The organism is Amycolatopsis sp. NPDC033938 (assembly GCF_055575975.1).
Map to the genome: position 1 here is coordinate 73,570 of NZ_JBVIRO010000014.1, position 14,859 is coordinate 88,428.

Below are 14,859 nucleotides of genomic sequence, written 5' to 3' on the forward strand. Positions count from 1 at the left end.
GTGCTCGTCGGCATGCCGCCGCCCCGGACCCCGCCGGACCGTCCGCTCCCGCCCGAACTGAGTCCCGCGATCTCACACGGCTACAACTGCCGTTGTGTCGCAAGGCATTTCGGTCTCGACCCGGCGTCGTACGGCGAAGTGCCCGCGTGCTCGCTTTCGGAGGGCAAATACCGCAAGCTGCTCAAGGAAGCCGCCAAGGTCCAGGATCAGGCCAAGCAACTCGCCGCGGTGCGGAACGTCGCCGGCGCGCACCGGAAGTACGCGCGGATGCGGGAGATCGCGCGGGAACTGGACCGGACCGACCTCGAACTCGCCGCCGTCAGCGATCTGGCCCACGTCTGCTACTCCGCGGGTGATCTGCGCAACGCGAGGCAATGTGCCGAGGCCGTGCTCGAGGTCTTCGCGGTGAGCGCCGCCGCTATCGTCCACTTCGGACAGTACGCCGAGGCGCGGATGATCGAGGGCTCCCGGGAGGTCGCCGAGCGCGTGCTCATCTCGCTGGCCACGGAGGAAGGTGACGTCGCCAAGGCGCGTGAGCTGATCGCCGGGCAGCGCCGCCGGGCGGCGTTCCGCAAGGAAGCGGGGCCGGAACAGTATCCGCCCGAGTTGCTCGACGTCCACGGTGCCGACGAGCTGGAACTGCGGATCTTCGACGTGCGCGTCCAGATCGCCGCCGGGGAGCTGGCGGGGGCGCGGGCCGCGCTCGAGGAGATCCTGGCGACGCTGGACGTCCTCGCGGAGATCGACGAGGTCCGCGAGCGGGCCGTCCAGCAGCAAGCCATGGCCAGGGCCGAACGGGCCCGGATCCTCCATGCGGGCGGCGAGGACGCGGACGCGCGGGCCGATCTGCTGAGGCTGAGCGCCCAGCACACGGGCGCCCCCGTGGCCGCGAAGGCCGACATCGGGCTGGCGGAGGCCCGTGCCCTGGCGGGTGACTTCCCCGGCGCGGTCGCCGCGATCGTCGCCGCCCGCGACGAACTCGCGGCGGCGGGCCTGACCGGCGACGTCGCGGAGGCGAGCCACGCGCTGGGCACATTGCTGCTGTACGCGGGCGACGTCGCGCAGGCCAAGGCCCAGTTCGAGCACGCGAAGGCGATCCGGACGGCCAACGGCGACGTTCCGGGCCTGCGCCTCGTCGACACGGCACTGGCCCGGTGCGCCGCCGCGGAAGGCGACTGGGCGACGGCGGAGGACCTCGCGACCCGCGCAAGGGAATCGGCGCGGGTGTCGGGGGACTGGTCGGACCACGTGCACACGGATTTCGTGGCGGCCACCATCGGGTTCGCGCGAGGGGAAGACCTGCGGGCGGTGCTGGATCTGGCGCTCCCGCTGACCCTCGCGGCGGCGGAGTACCGGTTCGAGTTCGTCTCACCACCGGCGCGCACGGCCTGGGCACGCGACATCGCGGCTCCGACGATGGCTCTGACACTGGCGTTGCTGGACCGGCTGAAGGAGCCGAGGCTGGCGGCCGAACTGATCGAGCGCACCTGCGCGGTCGGGGCGTACACCGGGGTCGAGGGGCCGTCGCTCGGCCTCACCGGAACGCTGCCCACCCTCGACGTCCTCCCGTCCGCTGAGGACGATCGGCTTCCCTTGGCGGCACTGGGTTCCGTCACGTCGGCGCTGCCGCTCCGGCTCGCCCCACCGCCCGCCCTGCGCTGGTCGCCGTCCTCGCCCATGGAGCTGGAGCCGTGGCTCCGCCTCGCCGCCGAGCGGTACCGCCTGCCGCGGCCCGCCACGGAAACCGTCGAGACCTGGCCCGCCGCGCGGCCCGGACGTGAGACGTTCCTCCTGCGGTTCGCCGACGCCGGCCACACCTTCCTCACCTGGCGGACCACCGAGGACCTCGACAGCGTCCACACGCATCCGATCGACGCCGCCCTGGTCGGAACCGCCCGCGAATACCTGGACGCCGCCTCGCCGACACCGCACGAAGGCGAGAGCGTCACCGACGCCGTCCGGCGATCGCTGAGCGAAGAGGCCTTCGGCAGCCACGCCGGTGAACAACGCCTGGCCAGGGTCCTCGCTCTCAATCTCCTGCCTGCCGACCTGGTCGGACGGCTCCGGCGGTCCGCCGCCGGAGGAAACCGTCCGCTGCTGCGGATCCAGCCGTCGCCGAGCCTCGCCGGAGTCCCGTGGGGACTGCTCGCCCTGCCCGACCGGCGGGCCGATCACGTGCTGGACATCGGCGAAATCGGCTCGTGCTTCGACAGCGACGAGCGCGTTCTCGACATCGCCGACGTCTCACTGCTCGCCCCGGCCGGGATCCCGCGCCGTCCGCCCGCCGCCGACGGCCCGCCCGTCTACCTGCTCGATCCGCGTATCCCCGGCCAGAGTGCCTTCGGCGAGCTGGGTTCCGTGCTCGGCAAGCAGGACGCGACGTCCCCGCTGATCCGGCATCTGGACGCGCGGCTGGCCGACGGCCCGGTCCTTCCCGCCGCCACGTGCGGGCTCGAGCTGGTCCGCCGCACCGACACCGACCGCCGTCTGCTCGCCGACCTCCTGGCCCGGCCCTGTTCACGGCTGGTGTTCGTGGGGCACGTCAGCCGCGTCCGCGACGAGTACGGCGCGCAGACCGCGCTGCACCTGTCCTGTACGGCCGATCTGCCCGGCACGGCGGCGCCGATCGGGGCGCACCGGCCGTTCACCGCCGCCGACCTCGCACTGTCCGAAGTGGACACCATGCCCGCACGGGTGGCGCTGATCGGCTGCGCCAGCGCGAGCGACTTCGGCCTGGCAGAGCCGTTCGGCGTGCTGCTCGCCGCCGTCGCGGCCGGAGCGGGACTGGTCGCGGCCACGGTCTGGGCGCTGCCGACCTCGGCCGCGGTCCCCGGCGCGGACCCGATGTCCGATCTGGTCATCGCCGTCGACACCGCCCTCGCCGGTGAGGATCCGGTCACCGAGCTGAACGCCTGGCAGCGAGCGAGGCTCACCCGCTGGCGCGAAAAGCCGGAACCGGCGGGCTCGCCGGTCTTCTGGGCGCCCCTGACCTGCCTCGACGCCACCGACGACGGGAAAACCTGGGTTCGGTAGCGTGCCGCCCCGCCGAAGCTGTGTCCAGCGAGAACGACATGGCGAAAGGCGGCACCCGATGTTCAAGAAGATCCGCGACAAGATCAACGACGCGACGCAGCAGGGCATGGCGCGGGGTGCGCAGGACTTCCAGCGGCACGCCGAGCAGTTCCGGCAGGCGGCCGCCGCGCAGGGCCACGACATCACCCCGCAGCTGCCGACGCCGCAGCTGGCCGCGCAGGCGTTCCGGAACCTGAACGCGGACCCGGACATGGCGGAGTTCCTGGCGCTGCCGATGGAGGAGCAGCTGCGCCAGCAGCAGGAACTGCAGGCCTACGGCACCGAACTGCGGCGGCTCTACGACACCTGCGAGCCCGCGACCCTGGTGATCCGCGCACTGGAGCCGACCGGCCGGAAGATCGCCGGGCAGGCGCAGTACACCGCGACCCTCGAGGTCACCCGCGCCGACGGCACCACCTACGAGACGGTGACCCCGCTGATCGCGCCGCTGGCGACGGTCCAGCAGTACGCGCCGGGCACCCGGCACGAGGCCCGGGTCGATCCCGCCGACCCGGCCAAGGTCGCTGTTTTCGGCCCGATCGCGTAAAGGGGCGGAAACGATGTTCGGGTCTTTCGAGTTCGGCCTGCCGGGTGACCCCCGGCAGGCCCGCCGTCCCGGGCCGCGCCTGTGGCTGCTCGGCGTGCCGACGACGCTCGCGTGGGCGGTCGTGGGCTGGTCCGGCGCGCTCGGGCTGCTGGACGGCTTCCGGCTGATGTCGCTCAACCGCGTCGACGCGTGGGGCGACGAAACGGGTCCGGCGGTTTCGCTCGTCCTGTTGTTCAGCATCTCGATCACGGTCGCCTCGTCGCTCGGCTTCGCGATGCTGTGGGGCGGCGGGATGTCGTTGCGGGGAATGGGGATCGGCTTCCGGGCCGGCTCACTCGCGGCGTCGCTCGGGGTGACGCTGGGCAGCGGCGCCGCGATTCCCTCATGGACGCCGCCCGAGGCGGTGGGGCAGCGGCTGCCGGTCGGCCGTGGCGCGGCCGAACCCTGGACCGAAGTCGACTGGGTCGTCTACTACGAGCCGTATCTCGTGCCGGGGGTGGCCGGGGTGACGGCGCTGGTGATGCTCATGGTGCTGGGGCGGGCGTTCGTCACCAGGGCGGAGGCGGACGACCGGGCGCAGGCGCTGGCACAGACCGGCCGTCAGGTGATCGGCCACGTCGTCGGCGTCGAGTTCACGAACGTCTGGGTGATGGGGAACCCTCGCTTCACCGTGCAGGTCCGGTTCCCCACGGACGCCGGGGAGCGGACGGTGATCACGACGATGATCTCCCCGCCGTTGCAGGCCCCGTCCCGGGGTTCGACGGTGAAGGTCACCTACGACCCGCGCGACCCCGACACGGTCCAAGTGGACCCGGATCCGGCTGATCGGGCAGCGGGCGGAAATTTCGGTGCCTTTCTTCCCCCGCTGTTCTGACCGCCCCCTACACTCGCGCGATGGACGAACAGACGGCAGAGGTGTCCACCGCGTCAGCGGTGCGCAAGGCGATGATCCGGCTTGTCCCGTTGCTCGGGCTGCTCTATCTGCTCAACTATCTCGACCGGGTCAACGTCGGGTTCGCGGCGCTCACCATGAACGCCGACCTCGGCATCAGCTCGGCGGCCTACGGGCTCGGCGCGGGCCTGTTCTTCGTCGGCTACTTCTTCTTCGAAGTGCCCAGCAACGTGATCCTGCACAAGGTCGGTGCCCGGATCTGGATCGCGCGGATCATGGTCACCTGGGGCCTCGTCGCCTCGGCGACCGCGTTCATCCAGGGCGAGGTCGGCTTCTACATCGTCCGGGTGCTGCTCGGTATCGCCGAAGCCGGCTTCTTCCCCGGCATCATCCTGTACCTGACCTACTGGTTCCCGCGTAAGCAGCGAGCGAAGATCGTCGCGCTGTTCTTCCTCGCGGTCCCGCTCTCGTCGGTCATCGGCAGCCCGGTCTCCTCCCTGCTCATCAAACACGGTGACGGCGTCTTGGGCTTCGACGCCGGCTGGCGGTTCATGTTCTTCGCCGAAGGGGTGCCGTCGATCCTGCTCGGTGTGGCGGTGTTCTTCCTGCTGCCGAGCAAACCGAAGGACGCGAAGTGGCTGACCTCGGGGGAGCGCACGGCGTTGCAGTCGGCCATCGACGCGGAAGACACCCGTGAGGTCGGCGAGGAGGTGAGCACGCGATCGGCGCTGACCGATCCGCGCGTGCTCGCGCTGAGCGCCGTCTACTTCGGGATCATCTTCGGCCTCTACGTGCTCGCGTTCTTCCTCCCGCAGGTGATCAAGGGCTTCCAGCAACAGTTCCAGACCGACTACAGCATCGTGGAGATCGGGCTGATCACGGCGATCCCCTACGCGGTGGCCGCCGTGGCCATGGTGGTGTGGGCACGGCATTCCGACCGCACCGGCGAACGGGCCGGGCACGTCGCCATCCCCGCGTTCGTCGGCGCGGTCGCGATCGCCGGTGCGCTGTACCTCGGCTCGCCGCTGTGGGTGATGATCGCGGTGACCATCTGCGCGGTCGGCGTGTTCACCGCCATCCCGGTGTTCTGGCAGCTGCCCAACGCCTTCCTCACCGGTGTCGGCGCCGCCGCGGGGATCGGCTTGATCAACTCCTTCGGTAACCTGTCGGGCTTCGTCGGGCCTTACCTCACCGGGTGGCTGCAGGGGCTGACCGGCAGCTTCCGCGCGGGGATGTGGGCCGTCGCGTTCTTCATGGCGATGGCGGGATTCATCGCGCTGTCCTTCCGGAACAAGGACAAACGCGCGATCAAGTGAGGTGGTCGAAGTCGCCGTTCACCCACCGGATATGGGTTTCGGCGCTGCGGCGCACGACGGCACGGGCGTCCTGATCGATGGTGTCGCCGCCGAGGGTGTAGAGCCGGTCGTAGGGGAAGTCGTCGAGCCGGTCGACGATGCGCCGGACCACGGCGGCGGACATCGGGATGTGCTTGGGGAAGCTGCGCTGGAACGACACCCAGTTCGGCGCGAGTCCGCCGGAGATCGTGTCGCCTGCCAGGATGCTGCCGTCCGGCGTGCGGGCCACGGCGCTGCCGCGCATATGCCCGCCGAGCCGGACGAGTTCGAGGCCCGGCAGGGGTTCGCTGTGCTCGTCCCAGAATTCGAAGGCCGGGTCGGGCGCGGGGAGCCATTCCCGATTGCGCTCGTTGACCAGCACCGGGACCCCGCCCAGCGCGCGGCTCCAGCTGAGCTGGGCACCGAACATATGCGGGTGGCTGGTGGCGATCGCGGCGACGTCGCCGAGGCCGCGCACGACGTCGAGTACTTCGGTGTCCAACCAGGACGGCGGGTCCCAGAGCAGGGTGCCCGCCGGGGTCACCGCGAGGAACGACCAATGTCCGATCGCGAACTGAGGTTCCCGTTTGATGCTGTGCAGGCCGCGGCCGTGCTCACGGTGCAAGGTCTTGTGCGGCGCGGAGATCAGTTCCTCGTGTGTCCACCATCGCCCGGTGTGCGGGCCGAGGTCTCCGGCTTCTTCGATGCCGACCTCGCCTCGGTCGAGCACGCACCGGGGCGGCTCCGGGGTGGCTGGATGTTCGATACCGCACCTGTCGCAAATCCACATGATCGACAGCTTGCGACCTCCAGTGCGCTGGAGGTCAAGACGCGTCTTCCCCCGGCTCGTCGAGCCGGGGGAAGACGGGTGCTCAGCTGACGGTCGTCTTGCCGAGGACGGCGTCCTGGTCGGGCGGGTCGAGGGTGAGGTTGACGTCGAATTCGCCGAGCGAGCTGTCGGTCTTGATATGCGAGGTCGCCGCGGCGTCCACGCTGCTGGTCGCGTCACCGGCCGGCGTGCCCGCGGGGATGGTGAAGTCGACCTTGCCCGTCGCGGTGAACTTCAGCGAACCCTCGGCCGGCACCTCGGTGTCGGGGATCGGCAGCTCGATGGGGATCGCCACCTTCTGCTCGCCGAGCGCGACGTTGACCTTCGAGCTGATCGTGCCGGAGAGCTTCTTCGCGCCGACCAGCCGGAGCCCGTCACCCGCGGCCTGTCCCGAATCGACGTCGAGGGTGAACGGCACCGAAATCGGTTCCCCGGCCTTCGCGGTCGCCGGGATTTCGGCCTTCACGACCACCGCGACCTGCTGGTCGCCGATGATGGGGAAGCCGCCCTTGTACGTGAGGTTCTTTTCGACGGCGGCCGCGGTCCCGGCGGCGGAAAGCATTACGGTGCCCGCCACCGCGGCGGCGATCCCGGCCGCGCAGAACCGGCGAACGCCCTTCCGTACGAGGGTTTCCGTCATTTCCAGGTCCTTTCGTCGTTGAATGGGCTCGGAGCCGAATGTAGGTGGAAAGTCACCAACGAGGAAAGGAAAAGATCTCTCGTGTTTTCTTTACGCGTCGATCTTGTCACGCGTATACGGAATAGCCTTATCGTGAATTGTCACGCGAAGACTTAAAGGGGAAGCGTGGGTGGGATTCTTGTCACGGCGGTGACAGGTGCTCGTCCCGGGCGGCGAGCGGCTACTGTCTTGATCGTGACCGATCGACCCGAGCCGTGGCACCTCCGGACCCGCCGCTTCCTGCGCGCGACGGACCAGCGGGGCGAGCTGGTGCGCGGTGCGCGGTTCCTGCGGCGGCTCGTCCCCGGCGAAGACCCGCTCGCGCCGTCGACGGGCCGCTCGTCCGACCGGCTCGCCCGGCTGCTCGCCGAGGCGGGCGCGGACCGGCCCAGCGCGACCCGCGAGCTGGGGCTGGCCGCCGTGCAGGCGTGGAAGGCCCTCCGGCGGACCGGAACGCAGCCGAGGGCCGCGAACGGCGTCACGGTGCTGTTCACCGACCTCGTCGGTTTCTCGACCTGGGCACTGCACGCCGGCGACGACCGCGTCCTCGAACTGCTCCGCGAGGTCTCCGACGTCACCGAGTCGATCGTCACCGGGCATCGCGGCAGCATCGTCAAAGGGCTCGGCGACGGTGTGATGGCCGTGTTCGCCGACCCGGGCGAAGCGGTGAACGCCGCCTACGAAACGTGCTCCGCCGTGAGCGTCATCAAGGCCGAAGGCTACCTGCCCCACCTGCGTGCGGGACTGCATCGCGGGAACCCGCAGCGGGTCGGCGACGACTACCTCGGCGTCGACGTCAACATCGCCGCCCGGATCATGGCGGCCGCGGACGGCGACGAGGTGCTGGCCAGCGAAAGCGTCGTCGAAGAACTCGACGCGGACACGGTCACCGTGCGGCCGCGCCGGAACTTCCGCGCGAAGGGGACCCCGAAGGATCTGCGCGTGTACCGCGTCGTCCCTCGCTACTCGTGAGGCCTCCTTCCCTGGCCGTGGCAGGGTCGTCTGTGTCGGCGGCGGAGTTTGATCAACGGAAGAGTTCCGTGTCCACAAAGGACATCGCCGAGTGATTGAATGTCCGATTGATGTCGCTATGTGCGGTTTTTTGCGGGGTCGTGAGTGGCGATTCGGGTTAGAACCCTCATTGCCACTCACGACCCCTCCCGAAACCGTGCAAGTCGACCAAATCGGGCACATCTGTCTCGTGAAGTGTCCCTTATGGACAGTCAAGGGCCGGAGTGTGGTACCTGTGCGTGAGCCTGCTTCCGCAAAGGGGCCATCACGACGCGTCCGCCTTGTCCTGCTCTGGCCGTAGAGCCGACCAGCACTTATGCGACTTTGCCGGACTCCTGACGATCAAGGTGGGGAAGGAGGCCTTCACTATGCGGCCTGGTTGATGCCTTTATGTACGGTTCCGCGTGGGGGTCGTGAGTGGCGATTCGGGTTAGAACCCTCATTGCCACTCACGACCCCCGTCCAAAACCGCACAAACAGCCCAAGTCGGACAGCCTTCTTCAGAAAAGTGTCCTTTGTGGACGCTGGGGCGCGGCTCGGCTTCCGTCGGTCAGCCCGGTCTCGCGCTGGGGCACGCCATGTTTGCCTTGCCCCTCAAGAGAACCCTCATTGCCACTCACGAAGGTCGCGAACCGCCATCATCACTCGCGAGGCCGGTGCTCCGCCTAGCCGGGCATCTCCGAAGGCTGCGAGTCCAGTCCCGGCCGGGGCTTCGACCAGCCACCGCGGGTGAAGTCCGGCACCGCGACCGGCTTCCCGCCCTTTGCCAGTGAGACCACGCTCAACGGCACGGGGGAGCACCAGGCCGCGGAGTCGTAGACGTCGATGTCCGGCACCAGCCCCGCGCGCATCTGCTGCACGATCCGCCACTGCAGCACGTAGTCCATTCCGCCGTGGCCGCCGAGGTTCGGGTCGTCCTTGAGCTTCTTCCACAGCCAGTGGTCGTGGCGGTCACGGTATGGCCCGAAGTCCTTCCACGCGTGACCGCTGTGGTCGGGTTCCACGTAGATGCGGGCGGGGTAGTCCTCGACGATGCCGCGACTGCCCGCGAGGCTGTTGATGCGGCTGTACGGGCGCGGCGAGCTGACGTCGTGTTCGGCGCGGATGATCCGGCCCTGCGCGGTCTCGATCAGGCAGGTCACCAGGTCGCCGTTGATGTAGGTCTCTTGCCACGACGGGTGGCCCGGCGGCATGTGCCGCTTCCGGTAGTCGGCGAGGCCCTTCGGCTCGGTCGCCGTGGCGCGCAAGGTGGCGAACCGGTCGCCGCGGTTGACGTCCATGCAGGCGGCGATCGGGGCGAGACCGTGCATCGGATAGAAACTCGCGGTGCTGCGGGTGTGCCATTTGCGGCGCCACGCGTCGGTGTAATAGGTGTCGGAGAACAACAGTTCGCGCAGGTCGTGCAGGTAGCCGCCGTGCCCGTTGGTGACCTCGCCGAAGACGCCCTCGTGCGCCATCTTGAGGATGGCCAGTTCGTTGCGGCCGTAGCTGCAGTTCTCGGCGAGGAACAGGTGTTTGCGGGTCTGCTCGCTGGTGTCGACGAGGTCCCACAGCTGGTCGAGTTCGGTGGCGATGGGCAATTCGACGCCGACGTGTTTGCCGGCCAGTAGCGCGGCTTTGCCTTGCGGGTAGTGGAACTCCCAGGGGGTGGCGATGTAGACCAGGTCGATGTCGGCGAGGGAGAGCATCTTCTTGTAGGCGTCGGCCGATCCACCGTATTCGGCCGGGCGTTGCCGTCCGTCGGCGGCGAGCTTGTCCGCGGCGGCCTTCGCGCGTTCGGCGCGGATGTCGCAGACCGCGGTGACCACCGCGCCCGGCACGGCGCTCCACCCGCCGATCATGGACATACCACGGTTTCCGAGCCCGATGAGTCCTATTCGGACGGTCTGGTGCCGCTCGAACGGCACCCCGATCATGCTGCGCTGACCCGGACGGCGGGGCGCGCTTTCCGCATCGACGGCCTCTTCCGCGGCGGTGGCGCTCGTCGGGATCGCGGCGAGCGCCCCGGCGGCGAGGGCGCCACCGAACAAGGTCCGCCGGGAGACAGAGGGCAGGTCGGCCATGAAGAACACTCCTTCGTGTCGCCTTCGATGCCCCGACTGTGTCCAATCGCCGCCAGATATGTCAAGAGATGCGTCAAAGTGAGCAATAAACTGCACTAATGCGCAGTTTGACTGTGTGAAACCGGATGATTCGCGCAACCCGGGTGTTCGGACACCCGGGCCGCGCGGGTGATCAGCGGCGGATCAGCACCTGATCGATGGACTTGCGCACGAGGTTCGGCACCACGCAGTCGTCCGCCGGATAGCCGACCGGGATGACGGCGAACGCCTTCTCGTTCTGCGGCCGTTCGAGCAGTTCGCCGAGGAAGCGCATCGGCGACGGCGTATGCGTCAACGCGGCGAGCCCGGACAGGTGCAGCGCCGTGATCAGCATGCCGACCGCGATTCCCACCGATTCGTCGACGTAGTAATGCTTGTGCTTGGTGCCGTCCTCGTCGAGGAAGTACCGCTGCTGGAAGACCACGATGAGGTACGGGGCGTCGGTGAGGTGGGTCTTGACGGCGTCGGTGCCCAGCGGGCGCAGCGCCGACAGCCACTCTTCGCCGAGCCTGCCCTCGTAGGAGATCCGCTCCTCCTCTTCGGCGGCTTCGCGGATGCGTCGTTTGGTTTCGGCGTCTTCGATGAGCACGAAGGTCCACGGCTGCTGATGCGCGCCGCTGGGCGCGGTGGCCGCCACCGCGATGGCGTCCACCAGCACCTGTTCGGGTACCGGGTCGGTGGAGAACATCCGCACGGTGCGCCGGGTGTCCATGCGACGGCGCAGATCGGCGGCGGCGGCCAGCGATTCCGCCGCGGACAGCCGGGTGGGCCGGTAGGGCACCGGCTCGAAGGGGTCGCCGTAGGTCGGGGTCCAGTGTGCTGCGGTCATGATCCCGATTGTGGTGTCGGGCGTGGTTTTCGGAAAGCCCCGATATCAGGTTATGCCCCTGGGGTTATGCCGCCATCTGTCCCCAGTGGACGGACGTCGGACGGAGCAGCGACGCCGGCGTTCCGATACTTAGAGGGATCCTCAACGGTCACCGCGGTGAAGAGATAGGTACCTGCCGCACGACTTTCGTCGGTGTCCGGTTTCTCTCGCCGCGTCCCAGAATCAGCACATCCCGTCCCCATCGCGCGGCCGGACCCTGGCCGCAGAAATGAGTCGGAACCATGCGACTGCGCTCCTTCGCCCTGATCGCCGGCACCGCCTTCCTGGCGCTGCTCGGCGCGACCGCCCCCGTGGCGTCCGCCGCGGAACCGGCCACGGACCCGTCCGGCGTCCAGCCGATGATCATCGGCGGGCAGTACGCCCAGAGCGGGCCGTGGGCCGCCAGGCTCTTCGCCAACGGCCGTCAGACCTGTACCTCGACGATCATCGCGCCGCAGTACATCCTGACCGCCAAACACTGTGTGGCCGGCGGCGGCACGTTCACCTTCCGGATCGGCAGCCTGGACCAGACCAGTGGCGGCACCATGGCCACCGGCTCCACGGTAACCCGGCACGCCAGCGCGGACCTCGCGATCGTGCGGCTGACCGCGCCGGTGACCGCCACCTACTCGCCGCTGGGCACCACCAGCGACGTCGCGACCGGGCAGACCGTGCAGGTCTACGGTTGGGGCGCGACCAGCCAGTGCGGTTCGGAGATCAACTGCCAGTCCCGGTACCTGAAGGTCGCCAACGTCCGGGTCACGTCGGTCGCTTGCAGTGACTACAACGGCGGCGTCGCGGTGTGCGCCAGCCGTGGGGACGGCATTACCGCCGGCGGGGACTCGGGTGGCCCGATGTTCGCTTCCGGCCGTCAGGTCGGCGTCGCTTCGACCAGCGACCGGCAGACCACCACCGCGTACACGAACATCACCCGGTACCGGTCGTGGATCCAGCAGGTGGCCGGAGTCTGACCCGTGGCGGAGCCGGAGCCCTCCCCGGTGTGCTCGAGGAGGGCTCCGCTCCCCACCCCCCGGCCGGGCTCAACCCCAGCGTCGCAGCAGCCGGTCGTACTCGGCCTGGGTGACCGGCAGGACGGTGCCGTGCCGCGGACGGCCGGGCAGGGTGTAGCTCGACACGGGCGTCCACTGCCGGGAGTTCAGCTCCGTGGTGGTGAACGGAACGTATCCGCGGCCGCCGTACTCGTCGATGAACAGGTACCAGCGTTCCTCGGTGTTCGACTTGAAGACCAGCGGACCCTCGCCGTGGCTGATCTTGTTGTTCCCGAGGCATTCGGCGACGAACGAGTAGTTGCGGTCGAGGACCGTCGCCGACTTCTCCGCGAGGACGAACTTCCCGCAGGCGGATTGAGAGGAGCTTCGCTCGTCCTTCGTGAACCGGTAGTAGGTGCCGTTGTGCTTGGCGAGCGTCGAGTCGATCGTCGAGTATCCCTTGTCGACCCACACCTGCGCGGCGCTGAAGGTCCGGAAATCTGATGTCGTCGCGTACATCATCCGGTGGTAGGTGGTGCCGGTGTGGTTCGGATCGTTGGCGGAGTACAGCTTCGACGCCCAGAACACGACGAACTGCCCGAGGCTCTCGTCGTAATAGGCCTCCGGCGCCCAGGTGTTGCCGGCGGTGCCCGGTGAGACGCGTGCCAGGCGCGGCGCGCTCCAGTTCACCAAGTCGGCCGATTCCCACACCACGATGGACTTGCTCCCGGTCCGCTGCACCTGGTCCCAGTCGCCGTTGCCGTACATCCGCAGGTCGGTGGCGATCTGGTAGAACTTGTCGCCGCGCGGCGACCGGAGAAGGAACGGGTCGCGGACGCCGCGGGTCCCGATGGCCGAGGTCAGCACCGGCCGTCCGCCGTTGAGCCGGCGCCATCGCGTCGGATCGTTGCCTTGGCTGAGCGCGAAGTGGACCTGCTCACCGGTGGCGGAGTTCTCGCCGGTGAAGTAGCTGAACAGGTAGCCGGCGTAGGCCGCCCGGTCGCTCGCCGCGGCCGGCGCCGCGACGCCACTCGCGATCAGCGCGGCGACGAGGACGATCGCGGTACGGAAACGTGGTGTCATGGAAGCCGTCCAGTGTGGTCGCGAAGGAGCTGCGGGGCACCGCCCGGCGCGGTGGCCGAGTGGTGCCCCGTCGGATGGCGCGGCTAGCCCAGCTTCGCTTCCCACCTGGTGTTGGATCCGGCGGCGTCGGCCGGGAGGCGGTCTCGTGCGGCGGTGTCGCCGTACATGGTCCAGCGGGCCCAGTCGACCACGGTCCTGGGGAAGCGCTGGTCGCTCCAGAAGCTGGTGTGGCTGCCGCCGACGAAGGTGAGGAACGCCTTCGGCCAGTTCATTTCGTTGTAGGCCTGGCGGGCCGAGTTGTACGACGTGGTCGAGTCCCGGTCGCCGTGGACGAACAGGACCTTGGCGGAAACCGAACTGGACGGATTGCCCATGTCGACACAGGACTGCGGGTTGGCGGAGATGATCCGGCGGTCGGGCCAGGAGGTCAGCAGGCCATGGGTGATCATGCCGCCCAGCGAATGCCCCGAGACGCCCACTCCGATGGTGGTGTTGATGTGCCCGGCCAGCGGTCCGCTCGTGTTGAGCGCGAGGGTGTTGGTGAGGATCTGCGAGACGTCCTTGGCGGAGTTGCCGTTGTTGACGTCGCTGAAATTGTGGTTGAAATGCGGGGCGGGGACGACGAAGCCCGCCGAGGCCAGCGCCCGGATGATGAACAGGGAGTTCTGCGGGCTGCTTCCGAAGCCGTGGGTGAAGTTGTAGACGGGGAAGACACCGGTGGCGACAGGGGCGTTCGTCACCGGGCTGCCGCCGGCGGTACCGGTGGCGGGGTAGTAGACGTAGGTGGTGCACGGCCGGCTGCCGCGGGTCCAGTTGTACCGCCGCACGCCGACCGCGAACGGGGTGGTCGGCGCCGTGCCCAGCGGTCCGATGGCGGCCAGTGCCTGTCCCGCGCCGAGCAGGGTCAGGCCGACGCCCGCCGCTCCGGCCGCGGTCACACTGAGGAATTTCCGTCGCTGCATGGTCATGGACGACTCCTTGGGTGGGGATGAGTGAAGGTGGTGCCTGGTCACACGGAAACGCCGGTCAGACCGGGGAAGACACCCGTGCGGCACCCCGGCGCCGCGCGGTGCTCCGGACGAGCGCGAACCGCCCGGGCCCGATCGCCGCGATGACGAGCAGCGCCCAGCAGAACAACGCGGCCGCCTCGCCGCCGTTCTGGATGGGCCAGAACGCCGACGGCTGGTGCACGACGAAATAGGCGTAGGCCATCGAGCCCGCCCCGAGAACGGCGGCGGGCCGGACGCAGACGCCCAGACCGACCAGTACGCCGCAGACCAGCTGGATCACCGCCGCCCACCAGCCGGGCCAGGTGCCGACCGGCAGCGGGGCCTTGGCGCCGAACAAGCCGAACAGCGTCTTCACGCCGTGGCAGGCGAACAGGAATCCCACGACGATGCGGTGGAGCCCGATGACGTGTTCTTTGGCCGCGTCCAACCGGTGCACGGGTACC

Annotated in this window: 13 protein-coding genes; 6 read left to right on the plus strand and 7 right to left on the minus strand. The window is 69.1% G+C overall.

All coding sequences use genetic code 11. The features are described 5' to 3' along the window. From ACZ5ZX_RS29435 to ACZ5ZX_RS29450, 4 genes are read left to right on the plus strand one after another with little or no spacing between them, the layout of a single operon-like run. Entirely contained in the window at positions 1-3,033 is a 3,033-nt protein-coding gene (locus ACZ5ZX_RS29435; RefSeq protein ID WP_465505228.1) for a hypothetical protein, read from the plus strand. A 58-nt stretch (positions 3,034-3,091) separates the two neighbouring features. After that, positions 3,092-3,619, plus strand: a complete 528-nt coding sequence (locus ACZ5ZX_RS29440; protein WP_465505229.1) for a hypothetical protein — start codon at positions 3,092-3,094, stop codon at positions 3,617-3,619. 13 nt (positions 3,620-3,632) lie between these two features. Then, positions 3,633-4,493, plus strand: a complete 861-nt coding sequence (locus tag ACZ5ZX_RS29445) for a DUF3592 domain-containing protein (protein WP_465505230.1) — start codon at positions 3,633-3,635, stop codon at positions 4,491-4,493. A gap of 20 nt (positions 4,494-4,513) precedes the next feature. Further along, positions 4,514-5,827 carry an MFS transporter gene (locus ACZ5ZX_RS29450; RefSeq protein WP_465505231.1) on the plus strand — a complete coding sequence of 438 codons (1,314 nt, stop codon included), beginning with the start codon at positions 4,514-4,516 and terminating at the stop codon, positions 5,825-5,827. On the opposite strand, the gene ACZ5ZX_RS29455 is transcribed toward ACZ5ZX_RS29450, so the two are convergent. Continuing rightward, positions 5,820-6,575: an MBL fold metallo-hydrolase gene (locus ACZ5ZX_RS29455; RefSeq protein ID WP_465505232.1), complete on the minus strand. Its 756-nt coding sequence runs from the start codon at positions 6,573-6,575 to the stop codon at positions 5,820-5,822. The two genes, ACZ5ZX_RS29450 and ACZ5ZX_RS29455, sit on opposite strands and share 8 nt — an antisense overlap. A gap of 142 nt (positions 6,576-6,717) precedes the next feature. Beyond that, positions 6,718-7,314 (minus strand): DUF6801 domain-containing protein, encoded by a 597-nt coding sequence (locus ACZ5ZX_RS29460; protein WP_465505233.1) that lies wholly within the window; start codon positions 7,312-7,314, stop codon positions 6,718-6,720. Positions 7,315-7,542: 228 nt separating this feature from the next. Here ACZ5ZX_RS29460 and ACZ5ZX_RS29465 point away from each other — a divergent pair, with 228 nt between their 5' ends. Beyond that, complete coding sequence (locus ACZ5ZX_RS29465; protein ID WP_465505234.1) at positions 7,543-8,325, plus strand: adenylate/guanylate cyclase domain-containing protein; 783 nt, start codon at positions 7,543-7,545, stop codon at positions 8,323-8,325. A gap of 704 nt (positions 8,326-9,029) precedes the next feature. Here ACZ5ZX_RS29465 and ACZ5ZX_RS29470 read toward each other — a convergent pair. Both ACZ5ZX_RS29470 and ACZ5ZX_RS29475 read right to left on the minus strand, forming a co-directional pair. Further along, positions 9,030-10,427 carry a Gfo/Idh/MocA family protein gene (locus ACZ5ZX_RS29470; RefSeq protein ID WP_465505235.1) on the minus strand — a complete coding sequence of 466 codons (1,398 nt, stop codon included), beginning with the start codon at positions 10,425-10,427 and terminating at the stop codon, positions 9,030-9,032. A gap of 172 nt (positions 10,428-10,599) precedes the next feature. Next, on the minus strand, positions 10,600-11,295 hold the full coding sequence (locus tag ACZ5ZX_RS29475; protein ID WP_465505236.1) for a nitroreductase family protein: 696 nt from the start codon (positions 11,293-11,295) through the stop codon (positions 10,600-10,602). 281 nt (positions 11,296-11,576) lie between these two features. On the opposite strand from ACZ5ZX_RS29475, the gene ACZ5ZX_RS29480 reads away from it, so the two are divergent. Then, positions 11,577-12,305: a S1 family peptidase gene (locus tag ACZ5ZX_RS29480; RefSeq protein ID WP_465505237.1), complete on the plus strand. Its 729-nt coding sequence runs from the start codon at positions 11,577-11,579 to the stop codon at positions 12,303-12,305. 69 nt (positions 12,306-12,374) lie between these two features. On the opposite strand, the gene ACZ5ZX_RS29485 is transcribed toward ACZ5ZX_RS29480, so the two are convergent. The 3 genes from ACZ5ZX_RS29485 to ACZ5ZX_RS29495 all read right to left on the minus strand — a co-directional run bounded on the left by ACZ5ZX_RS29485 (position 12,375) and on the right by ACZ5ZX_RS29495 (position 14,852). After that, positions 12,375-13,406 carry a glycoside hydrolase family 43 protein gene (locus ACZ5ZX_RS29485; protein ID WP_465505238.1) on the minus strand — a complete coding sequence of 344 codons (1,032 nt, stop codon included), beginning with the start codon at positions 13,404-13,406 and terminating at the stop codon, positions 12,375-12,377. Between the two features lie 83 nt (positions 13,407-13,489). Next, positions 13,490-14,374, minus strand: coding sequence for an alpha/beta hydrolase family protein (locus ACZ5ZX_RS29490; protein ID WP_465505239.1), 885 nt, complete (start codon positions 14,372-14,374; stop codon positions 13,490-13,492). A gap of 58 nt (positions 14,375-14,432) precedes the next feature. After that, positions 14,433-14,852, minus strand: a complete 420-nt coding sequence (locus ACZ5ZX_RS29495; protein ID WP_465505240.1) for a DoxX family protein — start codon at positions 14,850-14,852, stop codon at positions 14,433-14,435. Positions 14,853-14,859 lie beyond the last annotated feature (7 nt).

Coding starts and splice junctions, on each gene's coding strand:
- ACZ5ZX_RS29440 (WP_465505229.1), top strand. CDS start 3,092: ATGTTCAAGAAGATCCGCGACAAGATCAACGACGCGACGCAGCAGGGC.
- ACZ5ZX_RS29445 (WP_465505230.1), top strand. CDS start 3,633: ATGTTCGGGTCTTTCGAGTTCGGCCTGCCGGGTGACCCCCGGCAGGCC.
- ACZ5ZX_RS29450 (WP_465505231.1), top strand. CDS start 4,514: ATGGACGAACAGACGGCAGAGGTGTCCACCGCGTCAGCGGTGCGCAAG.
- ACZ5ZX_RS29460 (WP_465505233.1), bottom strand. CDS start 7,314: ATGACGGAAACCCTCGTACGGAAGGGCGTTCGCCGGTTCTGCGCGGCC.
- ACZ5ZX_RS29470 (WP_465505235.1), bottom strand. CDS start 10,427: ATGGCCGACCTGCCCTCTGTCTCCCGGCGGACCTTGTTCGGTGGCGCC.
- ACZ5ZX_RS29475 (WP_465505236.1), bottom strand. CDS start 11,295: ATGACCGCAGCACACTGGACCCCGACCTACGGCGACCCCTTCGAGCCG.
- ACZ5ZX_RS29480 (WP_465505237.1), top strand. CDS start 11,577: ATGCGACTGCGCTCCTTCGCCCTGATCGCCGGCACCGCCTTCCTGGCG.
- ACZ5ZX_RS29485 (WP_465505238.1), bottom strand. CDS start 13,406: ATGACACCACGTTTCCGTACCGCGATCGTCCTCGTCGCCGCGCTGATC.
- ACZ5ZX_RS29490 (WP_465505239.1), bottom strand. CDS start 14,374: ATGACCATGCAGCGACGGAAATTCCTCAGTGTGACCGCGGCCGGAGCG.